Below are 14,167 nucleotides of genomic sequence, written 5' to 3' on the forward strand. Positions count from 1 at the left end.
CCTACTCCGCCGCGATGCTGAAGGGCGCGCTGGCGAGCGCCTTCTTCTTGGCTTCGATATCGATGTTGTAGAGGCGCGCCGCGTTGAGGCCGAGGATCTTCTCCTTGATCTCGTCGGTCAGTTGCACACCCCGCTCGGCGGCGATGTCCTGCGGGATCTGGTAGGCCCAGAATTTCTCGACCAGCCAGCGCGGCGTCCAGATCGCGTAGTCTGAACCGAACAGGATCTTCTCCGGCCCAAGCCAAAACAGAAGCTCGGCGATGACCTCGCCGAAATAGCGCGGGCGAGCGTGGATAAAGGGGAGTGCCACCGCCAAGCCGCCATAGACGTTGGTTTCCTGCGTCGCGATCCAGCAGAAATCGTCGAGGCGCGGCAGGCCGCAATGCTCGATGATCCAGTTGAGGCCCTGGAAATCCGTCGCCGCGTGGTCGACGTCATGCACGTCGAACGCATCCTTCGAGAGCGGCAGGATCGTCGGGCCCTTGTGGACGTGGATGTTCCTGATGCCGAGCTTGTCGCAGAGCTCGAAGCATTTGTAGGCATCGGGATCGGTGAGCTTCCAGCCCTTGGAAGCGCCGTTCCACTCGGCCGTGTACATCTTCACGCCCTTGACGTTGTAGGTCTCCTTGAGGAAGTGGATGTATTCCAGCGCCTTCTCGCCATCGCGCGGATCGAAGGCGCCGTTGACGATGAAACGCTCGGGATAGCGCTTGGCCACCTCGGCATTGCGCTCGATCGTGTTGAAGCCGTTCTTGTAGAAGTCCTTGAGATAGGTCGACTGGACGATCGCCACATCGTCGGGACCGTCGATGAACAGGTCACGATAGAGGTCGTCGGCGCTGTATTTCTCGAACTTGCTCTTCTCCCACAGCTGTTCCTTGGGGCTCAAGCCCGTGTGGTAGGCATAGAAGCACTCGATGAACTGCTTGCCGTGGATGTTCTTCTGGTTTTCCGGGCTGCCGTCCCAGAAATGGGTGTGGCCGTCGACTATGAAGATGTCCTTGCCTTCCGGTGTTCTGTACATGTTTTCCTCCACGCGATGGGTTGCTTTGAATGGCTGCGGATCAGATTGTGATTGCGACCTTGAGGACGCCGTCGCGCTGGTTTGCGAACAGCTCATAAGCGTCCTCGATCTGGTCGAGTTTGAAGCGGTGCGTGACCAGGCCGCCGAGATCGACCCGGCCTGCCGAGATCACTCCCAGCATTCTGCGCATCCGCTCCTTGCCTCCGGGGCAAAGGGACGTCCGGATGGATTTGTCGCCCAGGCCCGCGGCAAATGCATCGAGCGGAATCTTGAGATCGGAGGAGTAGACGCCGAGGCTGGACAGCACGCCGCCCGGACGCAAGACACGCAGGGCGGACTCGAACGTTGCCTGTGTGCCCAATGCCTCGATCGCGACATCGACGCCGCGCCCGTCCGTCAACCTCATGATGGCGTCGACGGGGTTCTCCTTCTTGAAGTCGACGACGATATCAGCGCCCATCCGGCGGGCCATTTCCAGGCGAGCCGGCACAGTGTCGACGGCTATGATCGTGGTTGCGCCCATGAGCTTTGCGCCAGCGGTCGCGCAGAGACCGATCGGTCCCTGGGCAAATACCGCGACGGTGTCGCCAATCCGGATGCCCCCGGTTTCGGCGCCGGCGAAGCCGGTCGACATGATATCCGGGCACATCAGCACCTGCTCGTCGGTGACACCGTCGTCAACCGGCGCCAGATTGGCCATTGCGTCCGGCACGCGGACATATTCGGCCTGGCAGCCGTCAATGGTATTGCCGAACTTCCAGCCGCCGATCGCCTGCCAGCCGTGCTTGGTGCCGGCACCATCCTGAGAACCACAACCGCACAGGCAGGCATGGCTCCAGCCGGAAGGGGTGATCGCGCCGGCGATGACACGCTGACCCTCCTTGAAGCCGCTGACGCCTGATCCGAGCTTCTCGATGATGCCAACGGGCTCGTGGCCAATTGTCAGACCTTTGGCGACCGGATATTCGCCTTTGAGGATATGGACATCGGTTCCGCAAATGGTCGTGGTGGTTACGCGAATAAGCGCGTCCTGAGGGCCGATATCGGGAATTGGCTTGTCCTCAAGGACAATGCGCCCTTTCTCGACAAACACCGCGGCTTTCATTTTCGAAGACATTCGTATTTCCTCTGTGGTCCGGCAATTCTCAATCACCTTGCGTAGGTCAGTGCCGGAAAAGCATCCGCTTTTCCGGCACTGACCTTGGCGGCTATTCGATGTATTCGAACATCTCGTCCATGTTGCCGAACAGGATCACGGTGTTGTCGTCGACACGAACCATGCGGCCGTAATGGGTGGAGGTGTTGACCTCGAAGGTCTCGGCCGACATCTCGCGGCCGAGATATTCGCCGATCGCGTCCATCTTGAAGATCAGCTTGCCGTCGCCGTCGATGCGGATCAGTGCCGGCTGATAGGTGATGGTCACCCCAGGCTTCTGACCCATGAATTCGGCGATGGCGCGTGCCTCGACCGAGTCGTTCATGGTGACGCCGCACTGATGCGAAATCGTCTGCTCGAAGGTGATGTCCTTCATCGCCTTGAAGATGTTGGAATGCGTTGCGTCGCGTGCAGATAGTGACATGACGATTTTCTCCTGTTTCAGCGCTTGAGGCCGAGTTCGCCGAGGATCTGGCCAATCCGTTCCTCGGATTTGGCACGGACATCGACGAATGCGACGGGCTTGGAATGCGGCATCGACCAGATCGGCTGCAGGCCGGTGGCTGCCTTGTCGGCGAGTGCGCCGTGCTTCTTGACCCAGCCCTGGAAGAGCTTCTTGTTCGCCGCGCCGTATTTCTCGTCGTTGGCGAGCATGTGGATCAGGTCGATCGTGTTGGCGAGGTTGCGCTCGTAGTCCGCCTCGGCCGCCGAGATCACCGCTGGCGTGATGAAGTCGTGGTTGGCGGCGGCGATCTGCATCAGGAAACCGGAGCGGAACGCCTCGCCGACCAGCGGCTCGAAGACGATATTGATGGCGAAATACTGCTCGAGATAATCGGTCGCGCCCATGATGGTCTCGACCGCTTCGCGCGTGCCCTGCCAGTTCTTGTCCTCGAGCCAGGCTTTCTTGCCGAGTTCGTCGTCCCAGCCCGGCAGGTCCATGCCGATCTCGGCAAGGTAGAGCGTGATGTCCTGGGCGAGCCGCAGCTTGTAGGACGAGTTGGTCAGCGTCGCGTTGTTGATCATCTGGGTGTAGCCGTAACGCTGCGCCTGCATCAGCGAGGTGCCGAGCCCGAATTCGGCATGTTTCCAGGCGCCGAGCTGCGTCTGCAGGATCTTGACCCAAGCCTTGTCGAAGGTCTTCGGCGCACCCGACTTGCGGGCATTGTTGATGACGCTCTGCACCATCGTCTCGATCTTCGACTGGCGCTGATAGTGGGTACGCTCCCACTCCTGGTCGGGGGCGCGGAAGGCATGCCAGTTGGAGCTCTGGGCGGCGGTGTTCTGCTTGACATAGGCGCCCTTGCCGTCGGCGAAGGAGATGATCCAGTCCTGGATCAGGTAGCGTTCCGGATCGGGCTGAACGTCGACCGTCATGTCCTCGTAGTGTGTGGCACGCTGGCCTTTCGGCTCGAAGTACCGGTATTTCCGGCTGTCGGAGTCGGCGAAGATCGCGGCACCAGCGGCTCCGGAACCGACTGAACTCGAGGTTGCAGGCATAGTCTCTCTCCCTTGTTGCAGTTGTGGTTGGCTTGGCACGTCCGCCCTCAATGGGCCGGCGTTGCGCCTGCCGATGTGGTGAACTTGTCGAAGAAGATCCGCTCGGTCTCGAAGCCGTTCATGAACAGCACCGGCTGCAGCGCATCGATCATCGGCGGCGGGCCACAGGCATGGACATCGCCCTGCCCGTCGACCGCCAGTTGCTTGAGCTTGGCATCGACACTCTGGTGCACGAAGCCACGCTCGCCTTGCCATTCGGCGTCGTCATTGGCGTGCGACAGCACGGGAATGAAGGTGACGTCGGAATGATTGCCGACCAGCTCGGCGATCCTGTCGAGATAGAACAGGTCGTTGCGGGTGCGGGCGCCGTAGAAGAAATAGACCGGACGTTTCTCGCCGCTCTTCAGGTGGTCGTTGAGGATCGACCAGATCGGCGACATGCCCGATCCGGCCCCGACCAAGATCAGCGGTCCTTGCCGTTCGTCGCGGCGGAAGCAGGTTCCGTAGGGTCCGACGACGGTGACTTCGGCTCCGGCCCTGATGCCTCCGGAATCGAGTTCTCCCGAGAACTTTCCTTCGGGGTATTTTTTGATGATGAAGGAGAGTTTTTGGGTTTGGTCCGGCGTATTTGCCATGGAGAACGAGCGCGTAATCGTCTCCCCTTTTTGCGTGGTAACCGTGATGTCGACATATTGTCCCGCCCAAAACTTCATCGGCGAGCCGAGTTCGATCTCGATGCCGCGAATGTCGTGGGTCAGCTGCTCGATGCGAGCAATCCGGCCCTTGTACGTTTTCACGGCGATCGCCTTCGCCAGAATCTCCTCGTCGTAGTTGAGAAGCTCGACTTCCAGGTCGGAGTAGGCGATGCAACGGCACAACAGGACGTGCCCGCTTTCCTTCTCCATGTCGTTCAGGGCGAAGGTCGAGTATTTCAGCATGTCGACTTCGCCTTCGAGCAGCACGCTCTTGCAGGCCGAGCACTGCCCTTCCTTGCAGCCGTGCGGCAGCGCGATGCCCTGACGAAACGCGGCGTTGAGCACCGTTTCGCCATTCTCGACATCGAACTCGACACCGACTGGGCTGAGCCTGACCGTGTGGGTTTCCGACATACGGACCTCCAGTGAAAGCAAGGGGCGGGACGAACCCGCCCCCTGGCCTGATCAGTTGCAGGGATTGATGGTGAAGCCGGCCCGGTATTCGGCCAGATGCTTCTCACGATCCGCGGGCGACATGGCACGCAGGGCGTTGAGCGGCGATCCGAGCGTGTTGCCGCGCACATCGTCAAGCGTCCACATCTCCTTGTCGTCGAAGCGCAGATGCGGTTGCGGAACCAGCGTCTTGCCGTCGGAGCGGACGAAGTTCAGGTCCTTGATGGCATCGGCAAGGTCCCAGCCGTCATAGAGCGTCTCCCACTCGCGCTTGCCGCTGAAACGGCCCATCGCGGGCGTCGGACGGCCCTCATACTCGTCGTTGAAGGCGACCATAGTGGTCCAACGGTCGAGCTCGTGAGCAAATGTGTAGAGTTCGCCGTTGATCTCGCCGACCACCATGTCCTCGCGGATCAGGCAGGGGACGAGGCAGGACCAGCAGCGGTGCGGATAGACGTAGCCGACGTCGCTGTTGAACAGCAGCACCTTCTCGCCCTTGTGGCTGAGCTTGGCGTACCATTTCCAGAAGTCGCCGAACTCGGCGTACCAGCCCGGATACTTGTGCTCGAACCACTCGAAGTCCTTGTCGGTCTGGGCCTCGATGCGCCAGAAATTGACCGGCCAGCCGACCGCGAAGAACTGCCCGACCTTGTGGACGTAGTTCTTCTTGGTGATGCGCTCCCAAGCCGCCTGGACGTCGTCGTGATGGACCTTGATGCCGTATTTCTCGAGCGGCAGCATGTAGGTGCGATAATAGTCTTCATAGATCCAGCGGTGCCACATTTCCGCGTAGGACTCCTTGTTCTTATCGCGGTTGGTGGTGCCGTATTCGATGAAGGTGCCGATGGCGGCATCGACGATCGCGTGGTTCTGCCAGAAGGCGTAGCGCAGGTCGCGTTCAAGCAGCAGATGGTTCTCCGGCTCCTTGAGCGCAGCCATCAGCAGCGAATGGCCATTGCCGATATGCCGGCTCTCGTCCGACTGCACCGACAGGAAGACGGTCGGCAGCGCATAGTCACCGTTGCGGGCGGCCTCCGAAGGCATGGCGACGAACAGTGTGTTGGTGAAGGCGGTCTCGGCCACCACGGTCAAGTACATGCAGGCGGCGGTCATCGTGTCGCCGGTGATGAAGCCTTCAGCGAACTGCCGGCCGATGGTGGTGGCGTAGCACTTTCCGAAGGCTTCCTCGGTGATGTCGAAGCCGGCCGGATCGATGTAGTTCTCCATGTACCATTTCTTCAGATTCATCTGGATCGTCGAGTGACGGAACTCGTCGATCATCTGCATGGTGAAGCCGGTTCTGAGTTCCTCGCCGGGCGCGATGCGGGCAACCATCGCCATCGAGCGGGCGGCGGAGATTTCCGGGAAGGGAATGATGGCCAGGAAGAGTTTCATCCACTCGACCCAGCGCGGTTCGACGTTGCGGAACATGTCGCCGCGCAATGCCGCGTCGAGCGCGCCATAGACGCGATTGTCCTTCTCTTCCTGCATCGGGAAATAGGACCGCAAAACCTGTTTCATCGGGTCGCGCGGCGTCTTGTTGATCTTGTAGTCGGTCGGAAACGTCATCGCTTCCTGCACATAGGAAGGATTCCAGCCGAGGTCGGCAATCTTCTTGGTCGCCTCGCCGACGGAGATTCCGCGCTGCGAGGTAATCTTGTTGAGCGTCAGAGACGTCATGGTCATAAGCCTCCACCAGGTTTGAGCCGCGGGTCCCTTGACCCCGGCATGAAGCGGCACAAAACGCCGCCAGTGAGAGTGCGAACGGCATGACAAAGGGTTGCGCATCAAGGCGCGACTCATGGTCCGGCCATTCAAGTGGATCGCGGCAAAGGTTCTTGAGGCGCTTGGCAGAAACCCGCGGCGCCAACCGCATATGCGATGGGCGTATCGAAGCGGAATGTGTCTCTGCTTCCTCCGTTCCTTCGTTCTTTTGGCACCGCGCCAAGCGCGATGGGCTTCTTATGACAATGAGCAAAGCAAGCAGCGTGCCAGTTCCAGAATAGCACTCATGCCCAGGGCTAAAAACAAGATCGCCACCCCTCCGGCGCAAAACCCCGCATCCGAATGTAACGTTTCTTTACATCCGTAACTTACGCCTGTAATATTTGATATATATTCGCACTTGCAACATATTTAGTTAGCAATTGCAGCAAATATCAAAATCCATATCGCCTGTTTAATTCTTCGTCTTTCTCTACTATTTGAAAGCCACGGCCCATCAACGGGCTTCGCGCTGGAGAAAGACCATGCCGAACGATGAAGACAGAAGCGGGCCGCCCGGACCAATGTCCCGCCATGCCGACGGCGTCGCCGGCGAACTTGTCAAGCTGATGCCTCGCGACCTGGTCTTCGTCATGCGTTTCATGGGCGAGAGCCAGCACCGCCTGCAGGCCCATTTCCAGGACTTCATCCGGGCCGAGCTCACCGCCGGCGGCGTCACCACGGAGACGCATCCGATGGTCCATCTGTTCATAGAAAGCCATGCGATCCTGTTGCGGGACTTCGTGTTTTCAGGTGTTTCGCTGACGCGTCAGTTCCGTGTCGAGGAGATCGAGCGCCTGACCGGCGACACGACGTCGATGATCCGCGTCGACATCTGGGACCAGCTCAAAAGCCACATCGAAACGGCCGAAAAGCAGTTCCAGTCGCAGGCCGGCACGCTGCCCAAATTGCTCTCGGCTTTCGAAAAACCACCCGGGCCTTTGGGGAGCGAAAAATGACCAAGGGATCCCAAACGGCCAGGCGCGACGCGCTGCTTGCGCGCCGGCTTGATCTTGTCGCCAGCGTCTCCGCTCTCACAGCGGAAGCGTTGCGGCTCAACCAGAAGCGCGCCGGCATCGAAATGGACGTGCTGCGCCTGGAGCTGGAAATCGGCAGAAGCGGGGCCAGCGCGCAACTGGTGCGGGACTTGCATGATGCAGAGCAGAGCGCGGCGGCAATCATGCAGGCATGCGCGGCGTGCGAGCAACGCATTGTCGCGGCCGAAGGTGATGTCGATGACGTTGATCGCCGGCTTGCCGCAACGACGAACAAGGACTGATGGGAGAGAAAGCATGAACCAGCAGACGATGCAGAACCTGACCTTGTTCGACCTCTTGGCGCGCACCTGGCAACGACCGTCGGCGATCGCGGATCTGCGCTTCAGCGCCGACGGCTCTGCTGTCGCTTTCACTTCGGTGGACGGAACCGTCGCCATTGCCGCGGTCGCGGACAACGAGCCGCCGGAAGCGCGGATCCGGGTGAGCAACGATCTCGGCCAGACGACGATCCGCCCCCGGGAAAAGCCCGCAGTGCCATTGATCGCCACGGCGGCATTCGCCGAGGGCGATGTCCCGCTCACCACCCATCCGCATTCCGGCTTTCTGGTTGGCGCGGCCAGCGGCGAGGTGCTGCATCTGAGCGCCGGCGGTGAAGTCGCGAACCCTCTGGTCAGGATAGACGGGCCGATCGTCGCGATCGACCACAGCGCGAGGGCTGGCACGACAGCCGTCAGCAACGGACATGATGTCTTCCTCTCGCAGAGCGGAAGCGGCGCCACGCGACTGGAACGCGATGAGACATCGTCGACGGATTCCCTTGCCTTCTCGCCAGGCGGCCGGCGCCTCGCCTTGGGCCTTGGCGAGGGGCTGTCGATCTGGGCGGTTGAAGGCGACGCGGCCTTGATACGCGATGTTTCGCTCCCGGCACGCCCGGTGTCGATCCGATGGAGCCGTGACGGCACGTGGCTGGCCTGCGGGCTGGAGACAGGAGGCCTTGGCCTGGTCAGCATCGCCGATGGCCAAGCTGATATCGTCGAGGGGTTCCCCTCGCCTGTTCGGACCGTGTGCTGGAGCTCGCCGGCAAATGCGCTGTTTGCCTCGGGCGCGTTCAGGATCGCTGGCTGGTCGATGACCGCTCCGCCGGTTGGCGGCGAAACCTCGGGTGCGTTGGAAACGGGTCGCGCCGGGCTGGTTCTGGTCGAGGTGGTGGCGGCGCACCCGGAAAAGAAGCTGATCGCGGCAGGCTACGCCAATGGCCGCGTCACCGTCGCCCAGGTCGGCATGCGTGACGAACTCCTCGTCAGGCCGCTGGGCAGCGCGGTAACCGCGCTTGCCTGGTCGGGCGATGGACGGCATCTGGCGATGGGCGCCGTCGACGGCACCGCCGCGATCGTCACCTTCCCCGCGCAGATGTTCAAATAGCGGACGCTGTCCGCATGACACAGGAGGATGAAATGCAGACCGAACTCACCGCAGAGGACAAAAGCAAGGACGAATTTTTCGAACGGCTTGCCGATCTGTCGGAAGAAATGGTGGCCAAGCACGGCAAGGATTTCAGCATGGGCGCGCTGGTGCTGGCCGCCCGCTGGATCGCCGAGAACCGCGTCGGCAAGCTAAAGACCAACTAGAGCAATTCCAGGAAAAGTGTGTAACGGTTTTCCGTCCGGAATTGCGTTAAAACAAAGAGTTAGAGCGATTCTGCGATTCTGTGAAACGCTGAACCGCTCTAGAGCAATTGCAGGAAAGTGTGAAACGGCTTTCCCGGAGGAATTGCGTAAAAACAAATAGTTGGAGCAGTTCGCCGTTTCCATGAAATGGCGAACTGCTTCAGCTTGGGAAAGTGAAGGTCAGGGCGGTGATGTCGACCAGTCCCGCACGATCGGACGGCTTGCCGAAGGCGCATGGCTATCGAGCGCGGTTTTTGCAGGCTTCAAGTTTCATCCCTGTTTGGGATGCGGCCCGGCGGGCCAAGCAATTGAGCGACCCAGCGCGTCGATGGCGATTGCATGCAATAGGTGAGCACTGCGATGGTGATGGGAACGCCTATGAACGCACCGAATACACCCCACAGAAAAGACCAGAAGAATACCGAGAACAAGACCACAAAAGGCGATACCGCCAATGCGTAGCCAGCCACCCGCGGCTCGATATAGCTGCCGATCGCGAACTGGATGACATTGAGACCGGCAAAGATCGTTATGGCGGCCTGCGGTGAGCCGAATTGCGCCAGGGCATAAAGCGTGGGCAAGGACGTCGCAACGAGCGGGCCTATGAACGGAATATAGTTCAGCGTGAAGGCGATGACGCCCCATTCGGCTGCAAATCTCAGGCCGAAGACGGCTGACAGCGCCCAAACCATCGAGCCCGTTGCAACGCTCATCAGCGTCCTGACCAGCATATAGCGGCGCAACTTAGCTGCCGTCTGGACACTTCCATCGATCAGCACGCTCGCGGTGCCGGGGTCTAACGCCGCACGGGCATTGTCAGCGATCGTCTTGGTGTCAAGCAGGCCCAGCAAGACATAGACGACAACCACGATCCAGAACGAGATCATCGTGTTCAGCCGCGCCGTCACGCCTTGCGCTATCCGCACGAGCCAACCCACGTTGAAATGCTCGGCCCATACCCCGGCCACAACGATACCGTGGCCCTCAAGCCAATCGGCAAGCTGGCCGTAAAGCAACTGGAAGCGGGCGCTGTCGGCAATGACCGATCGACCTATGCGGCTAAATCCCCAGGTCGCGGCCGATGCAAACACGAAAAAGCCAAGGACGACGACGCAGACGACAACCGCCAGAGCGAGCAGCTTTGGAAGAAATCGCTGCAAATTCTGTTGCAAAGGCCATACGAGCGCTATCAGGAACAGAGCGCAGGCGACCGGCGCCAGAACCGAGGCCGCGGTGTAGAGCGCTGTCACCACGGCGATTATCGCCAGGATGCAGATAGGTGCGACAAGCGCTCGTTCTGTCATGATATGATTTCGGACCTCGCGTGCAGCGATTGCATCGCAGACACTTCTAGAACATCGCTGGAAACAGGCAGACTTTCGGAGCAACGACACAAGACAGCACTATCATACCATGACATTTGCTGCCGAAAGCCTGCAAATATAGCGTTATCCGGATCAATTCCGACGGGTCGAAATCGCGGCAGTATCAATTGCTGCCATGGCGAAGGAGAAGAGGGGCAGGATGCGATGATGCTCCGGCCCCAGTTCCACTGTGCGTTCAGCAACGCTTCGTGACGGGCCGTCCGTTGCGGTCACGTATCTTGTGGCCCCACCGGTCGCGAGCCCAGCATTCGCGAGGCGCCGTGGCGGCGCCGACGACGGCACCCGTGCCTCCGCCGATTGCCGCGCCCACGAGCGCCCCACGACTACCGTTGGCAAGGCCGCCTATGACCGCACCAGTGCCTGCGCCGGCCAAGGCCGTGCCTGCGGTCCGCTGTTCAGTAGCCGTGCATCCTGACGCCAGTACGGCCAACACAGCAGCAAAAGCAATCTTGCGCATTCTCTATTCTCCGAGCGATTTCACATAGCTCTGAGTAGAGCTATCATATTGAGTTATTTACCAATTAAACAGGAGGCACATGAGCGGGAAATCCAAAAAATGTGTCCCCCGTCTCTGATTCATCTGGCTCCAGCTCAAGCCCGAAACGAGGGGATCGTGGGCACGCCAGAGGCCGCCCGATGACGACCCGCGCACTTATGGGTTGACAGGATGCCGCTGCGGCCTCTTGGGCACAGGGAGTGTCGAGGTGGGGCCATGTTCCCACCTCGACCGGCTCAACAACGTCCGCGCCTTGGTCCTTGACGGTCAATAATCGACGGCGTCGCGGATGATCGGACAGGTCATGCAGTGACCGCCGCCACGTCCACGCCCGAGTTCGGCGCCGGTGATGGTGATGACCTCGATGCCTTCCTTGCGAAGCAGCGTGTTGGTGTAGGTATTGCGGTCATAGGCGAACACCACGCCTGGCGAGGCACAGACAAGGTTGGCGCCACTGTCCCACTGGGTGCGCTCACGCATGTAATCGTTGCCGCCGGTTTGAACGACGCGCATCTTCTTGAGACCAAGCGCATCGCGCACCGTCTCGACGAAACTGCCCTTGTCCTTGTGGAGTTCGACGCCGCCCTTCCCATCGGGGCGATAGGAGAACGCATCGATGCCATCGACGATGTCCGGATACAGCAGAACGCAGTCACGATCGGCAAAGGTGAACACCGTGTCGAGGTGCATCGCCGCGCGCAGCTTGGGCATTGCCGCCACGATCACACGCTCGGCAGCTCCTTTCTCGAACAGGGCCGCCGCCACCTGGCTGATGGCTTGGCGCGAGGTGCGCTCGCTCATGCCGATAAGCACGTTGCCCTTGCCGATCGGCATGACGTCTCCGCCCTCGAATGTGGCAAGTCCCCAGTCCTGGGTCGGATCACCCCACCAGACATTGACCTTGCCGGCGAAGTCGGGGTGGAACTTGTATATCGAAGTGGTGAGGATGGTCTCCTCGTGGCGCGCGGGCCAGTACAGGGCGTTCAGCGTCACACCGCCATAGATCCAGCAGGTGGTATCGCGGGTATAGAGCGTGTTCGGCAGCGGGGGCAGCAGATATTCGTTGACGCCGGCCGCGTCACGGATCAGCGCCAGTTGTTCGCCGCCGATGTTTTCCGGGAATTCGAAGGTCGACAACCCGCCGATCAGCGTCTCGGCAAGGTCGCGATTGGAGAGGCCCTCGAGATAGGAACGGACCTCATCGATCAGGCCGAGGCCGACCTGGTTCGGGACGACCTGCTGATCGAGGATCCACTTCTTGGCTTCCGGAATGGCGACCGTCTCGGCCAGCAGATTATGCATCTCGACCACCTCGACGCCCCTGTCGCGCATCTTGGTCATGAAGTCGAAATGATCGCGCTTGGCATTGTCCACCCAGAGCACGTCGTCGAAGAGGAGAGCGTCACAATTGCTGGGTGTCAGTCGCTGGTGGGCCCGGCCGGGGGCGCACACCATGACCTTGCGCAACTGACCAACCTCGGAATGAACGCCGAATGGAGTATTGTTTGTCATGACCTTCCTGCCTTCTGTTCAAGGTGCGATGGCGCCTGTCAGCAGCCCGTAGGCTCCGATCAGGCCAGCGATGAGCGTCACGGCGAACACGAAAAGTTCGGCGAGCGTGAACAGCTGCAATTTCTGCTCGCGGCGCGCCCAGACATAGAGGATGGTTCCGGGCACGAAGAGGACGGCAACAAGCAGCACGTATTTGAGCCCGGCGGCGACGAACATGAAGATCGTGTATATCGCCGCGATCCAGGCGAAGATCTGGTCGCGGCCGCGCTGATCCGGCGTCTTTTCATAGCCAACGCCGCTGCGGGCGAGCAGGATGCCGTAGCCGGCCACCAGCAGGTAGGGCAGCAGCGCGGTGACGCTCGTCATGTCGAGCATGAAGTTGAACGCATCCCGGGACCAGTAGGTGGAGATCACGAAGAGCGACACGACGATGTTGGTCAGCCAGAGCGCGTTGGCGGGAACCCTGTTGCCATTCTGCGCCGCGAAGAGCTTTGGCATGTCCTGCGACTTTGCCGCCGCGAACAGCACCTCGGCGCAGATGAGGGACCAGGCCAGATAGGCGCCGAGCACCGAGACCAGAACGCCGATCGAGATGAAGACCGCACCCCAGTGACCGACGACCGCCTCGAGAACGCCGGCCATCGACGGCTGCTGGACACCGGCGATGGCTGATTGCGGCAATGCCGCGTAGGGCAGCAGCGTGACCGCCACCATCAGGCCGGTGACGCCGACGAAGCCGAGGATCGTCGCCGTGCCGACGTCGGAACGCACCTTGGCAAAGCGGGAATAGACGCTGGCGCCCTCGATGCCAAGGAAGACGAAGACCGTGATCAGCATCGTGTCGCGCACCTGGGCGATCAGGGACTTCGGCGGCATGTCCAGCCCGCCGAAGAAATTCTCGCGGAACTGCCCGAAATGGAAGAAGAAGATCAGGAGCAGGATGAAGACCAGGATCGGCACGATCTTGGCGATCGTCACGATGGTGTTGATGAAGGTCGCCTGCTCGACGCCGCGAAGGATCATGAAGTGGAAAGCCCAGATGCCGATCAGCGACACGATGATCGCGATGGCGCTGCTGCCGTCTCCAAATATCCCGGGAAAGAACCGCCCCAGCGTCGAGCCGATGAGCACCCAATAGAAGACGTTGCCCAGGCAACTGCCAAGCCAATAGCCGAAAGCCGACAGGAAGCCCATGTAGTTGCCGAAGCCGGCCTTGGCATAGGCGAAGACGCCTGAGTCGATGTCTGGCCTCTTCTCGGCCAACGCCTGGAACACCCGCGCCAGCATGTACATGCCGGTTCCCGCAATGGCCCAGGCGATGATCGCGCCGAACGGACCTGTCGCGGTCGCGAACCGGCCAGGCAGATTGAAAATGCCCGCGCCGACCATCGATCCCACAACCATGCTGGTCAGCGCAAACAGCGAAAGCTTCTGATTATCGTTTGAAGCCATAGACCTCTCTCCTGGCTGCGCGAACCAGAGTTCGCGATCGGACGCCTCGCCGACACGTCTCGATC

General features: G+C 60.6%; 14 protein-coding genes. 4 read left to right on the top strand and 10 right to left on the bottom strand.

Annotation, left to right across the window (positions count from 1 at the left end; genetic code table 11):
* Nucleotide 1: 1 nt before the first annotated feature.
* The 6 genes from MesoLj_RS30790 to MesoLj_RS30815 all read right to left on the bottom strand — a co-directional run bounded on the left by MesoLj_RS30790 (nucleotide 2) and on the right by MesoLj_RS30815 (nucleotide 6,514).
* Entirely contained in the window at nucleotides 2-1,024 is a 1,023-nt protein-coding gene (locus MesoLj_RS30790) for an amidohydrolase family protein (protein WP_202323676.1), read from the bottom strand.
* Between the two features lie 40 nt (nucleotides 1,025-1,064).
* Nucleotides 1,065-2,141, bottom strand: coding sequence for an NAD(P)-dependent alcohol dehydrogenase (locus MesoLj_RS30795; RefSeq protein ID WP_140775161.1), 1,077 nt, complete (start codon nucleotides 2,139-2,141; stop codon nucleotides 1,065-1,067).
* A 91-nt stretch (nucleotides 2,142-2,232) separates the two neighbouring features.
* On the bottom strand, nucleotides 2,233-2,604 hold the full coding sequence (locus MesoLj_RS30800) for an MmoB/DmpM family protein (protein ID WP_056565037.1): 372 nt from the start codon (nucleotides 2,602-2,604) through the stop codon (nucleotides 2,233-2,235).
* Between the two features lie 17 nt (nucleotides 2,605-2,621).
* Nucleotides 2,622-3,680, bottom strand: a complete 1,059-nt coding sequence (locus MesoLj_RS30805; RefSeq protein WP_140775160.1) for an aromatic/alkene monooxygenase hydroxylase subunit beta — start codon at nucleotides 3,678-3,680, stop codon at nucleotides 2,622-2,624.
* 47 nt (nucleotides 3,681-3,727) lie between these two features.
* A complete protein-coding gene (locus tag MesoLj_RS30810) occupies nucleotides 3,728-4,789 on the bottom strand; it encodes an NADH:ubiquinone reductase (Na(+)-transporting) subunit F (RefSeq protein ID WP_140775159.1) in 1,062 nt (353 codons plus the stop codon).
* Between the two features lie 51 nt (nucleotides 4,790-4,840).
* The gene (locus MesoLj_RS30815; protein WP_196772366.1) at nucleotides 4,841-6,514 is read right to left on the bottom strand and encodes an aromatic/alkene/methane monooxygenase hydroxylase/oxygenase subunit alpha; all 1,674 of its coding nucleotides are present in this window, start codon (nucleotides 6,512-6,514) and stop codon (nucleotides 4,841-4,843) included.
* Nucleotides 6,515-7,077: 563 nt separating this feature from the next.
* On the opposite strand from MesoLj_RS30815, the gene MesoLj_RS30820 reads away from it, so the two are divergent.
* From MesoLj_RS30820 to MesoLj_RS30835, 4 genes are read left to right on the top strand one after another with little or no spacing between them, the layout of a single operon-like run.
* Complete coding sequence (locus MesoLj_RS30820; protein ID WP_202323677.1) at nucleotides 7,078-7,551, top strand: hypothetical protein; 474 nt, start codon at nucleotides 7,078-7,080, stop codon at nucleotides 7,549-7,551.
* Complete coding sequence (locus MesoLj_RS30825) at nucleotides 7,548-7,871, top strand: hypothetical protein (protein ID WP_202323678.1); 324 nt, start codon at nucleotides 7,548-7,550, stop codon at nucleotides 7,869-7,871. Before MesoLj_RS30820 ends, MesoLj_RS30825 begins: the two co-directional genes overlap by 4 nt.
* Nucleotides 7,872-7,884: 13 nt before the next feature.
* Nucleotides 7,885-9,012 (top strand): WD40 repeat domain-containing protein, encoded by a 1,128-nt coding sequence (locus tag MesoLj_RS30830; protein WP_202323679.1) that lies wholly within the window; start codon nucleotides 7,885-7,887, stop codon nucleotides 9,010-9,012.
* A gap of 32 nt (nucleotides 9,013-9,044) precedes the next feature.
* The gene (locus MesoLj_RS30835) at nucleotides 9,045-9,218 is read left to right on the top strand and encodes a hypothetical protein (protein WP_172351756.1); all 174 of its coding nucleotides are present in this window, start codon (nucleotides 9,045-9,047) and stop codon (nucleotides 9,216-9,218) included.
* A 302-nt stretch (nucleotides 9,219-9,520) separates the two neighbouring features.
* Here the strand turns inward: MesoLj_RS30835 and MesoLj_RS30840 are convergent, their stop codons facing one another.
* The 4 genes from MesoLj_RS30840 to MesoLj_RS30855 form a co-directional block, all read right to left on the bottom strand.
* Nucleotides 9,521-10,561 carry an AI-2E family transporter gene (locus MesoLj_RS30840; protein ID WP_202323680.1) on the bottom strand — a complete coding sequence of 347 codons (1,041 nt, stop codon included), beginning with the start codon at nucleotides 10,559-10,561 and terminating at the stop codon, nucleotides 9,521-9,523.
* Nucleotides 10,562-10,817: 256 nt separating this feature from the next.
* Nucleotides 10,818-11,099, bottom strand: a complete 282-nt coding sequence (locus MesoLj_RS30845; protein WP_140775155.1) for a YMGG-like glycine zipper-containing protein — start codon at nucleotides 11,097-11,099, stop codon at nucleotides 10,818-10,820.
* Between the two features lie 306 nt (nucleotides 11,100-11,405).
* Nucleotides 11,406-12,650, bottom strand: coding sequence for an arginine deiminase (locus tag MesoLj_RS30850; protein WP_140775154.1), 1,245 nt, complete (start codon nucleotides 12,648-12,650; stop codon nucleotides 11,406-11,408).
* An 18-nt stretch (nucleotides 12,651-12,668) separates the two neighbouring features.
* Nucleotides 12,669-14,102: a basic amino acid/polyamine antiporter gene (locus tag MesoLj_RS30855; RefSeq protein ID WP_140775153.1), complete on the bottom strand. Its 1,434-nt coding sequence runs from the start codon at nucleotides 14,100-14,102 to the stop codon at nucleotides 12,669-12,671.
* Between the last annotated feature and the right edge of the window lie 65 nt (nucleotides 14,103-14,167).

It is taken from the genome of Mesorhizobium sp. 113-3-9 (genome assembly GCF_016756515.1).
In the GTDB taxonomy this organism is placed as follows: Bacteria; Pseudomonadota; Alphaproteobacteria; order Rhizobiales; family Rhizobiaceae; genus Mesorhizobium.

What these genes read in the sequence shown, in the direction of transcription:
- MesoLj_RS30790 (WP_202323676.1), bottom strand. Translation starts at nt 1,024, where the DNA reads ATGTACAGAACACCGGAAGGCAAGGACATCTTCATAGTCGACGGCCAC.
- MesoLj_RS30795 (WP_140775161.1), bottom strand. Translation starts at nt 2,141, where the DNA reads ATGTCTTCGAAAATGAAAGCCGCGGTGTTTGTCGAGAAAGGGCGCATT.
- MesoLj_RS30800 (WP_056565037.1), bottom strand. Translation starts at nt 2,604, where the DNA reads ATGTCACTATCTGCACGCGACGCAACGCATTCCAACATCTTCAAGGCG.
- MesoLj_RS30805 (WP_140775160.1), bottom strand. Translation starts at nt 3,680, where the DNA reads ATGCCTGCAACCTCGAGTTCAGTCGGTTCCGGAGCCGCTGGTGCCGCG.
- MesoLj_RS30810 (WP_140775159.1), bottom strand. Translation starts at nt 4,789, where the DNA reads ATGTCGGAAACCCACACGGTCAGGCTCAGCCCAGTCGGTGTCGAGTTC.
- MesoLj_RS30815 (WP_196772366.1), bottom strand. Translation starts at nt 6,514, where the DNA reads ATGACCATGACGTCTCTGACGCTCAACAAGATTACCTCGCAGCGCGGA.
- MesoLj_RS30820 (WP_202323677.1), top strand. Translation starts at nt 7,078, where the DNA reads ATGCCGAACGATGAAGACAGAAGCGGGCCGCCCGGACCAATGTCCCGC.
- MesoLj_RS30825 (WP_202323678.1), top strand. Translation starts at nt 7,548, where the DNA reads ATGACCAAGGGATCCCAAACGGCCAGGCGCGACGCGCTGCTTGCGCGC.
- MesoLj_RS30830 (WP_202323679.1), top strand. Translation starts at nt 7,885, where the DNA reads ATGAACCAGCAGACGATGCAGAACCTGACCTTGTTCGACCTCTTGGCG.
- MesoLj_RS30835 (WP_172351756.1), top strand. Translation starts at nt 9,045, where the DNA reads ATGCAGACCGAACTCACCGCAGAGGACAAAAGCAAGGACGAATTTTTC.
- MesoLj_RS30840 (WP_202323680.1), bottom strand. Translation starts at nt 10,561, where the DNA reads ATGACAGAACGAGCGCTTGTCGCACCTATCTGCATCCTGGCGATAATC.
- MesoLj_RS30845 (WP_140775155.1), bottom strand. Translation starts at nt 11,099, where the DNA reads ATGCGCAAGATTGCTTTTGCTGCTGTGTTGGCCGTACTGGCGTCAGGA.
- MesoLj_RS30850 (WP_140775154.1), bottom strand. Translation starts at nt 12,650, where the DNA reads ATGACAAACAATACTCCATTCGGCGTTCATTCCGAGGTTGGTCAGTTG.
- MesoLj_RS30855 (WP_140775153.1), bottom strand. Translation starts at nt 14,102, where the DNA reads ATGGCTTCAAACGATAATCAGAAGCTTTCGCTGTTTGCGCTGACCAGC.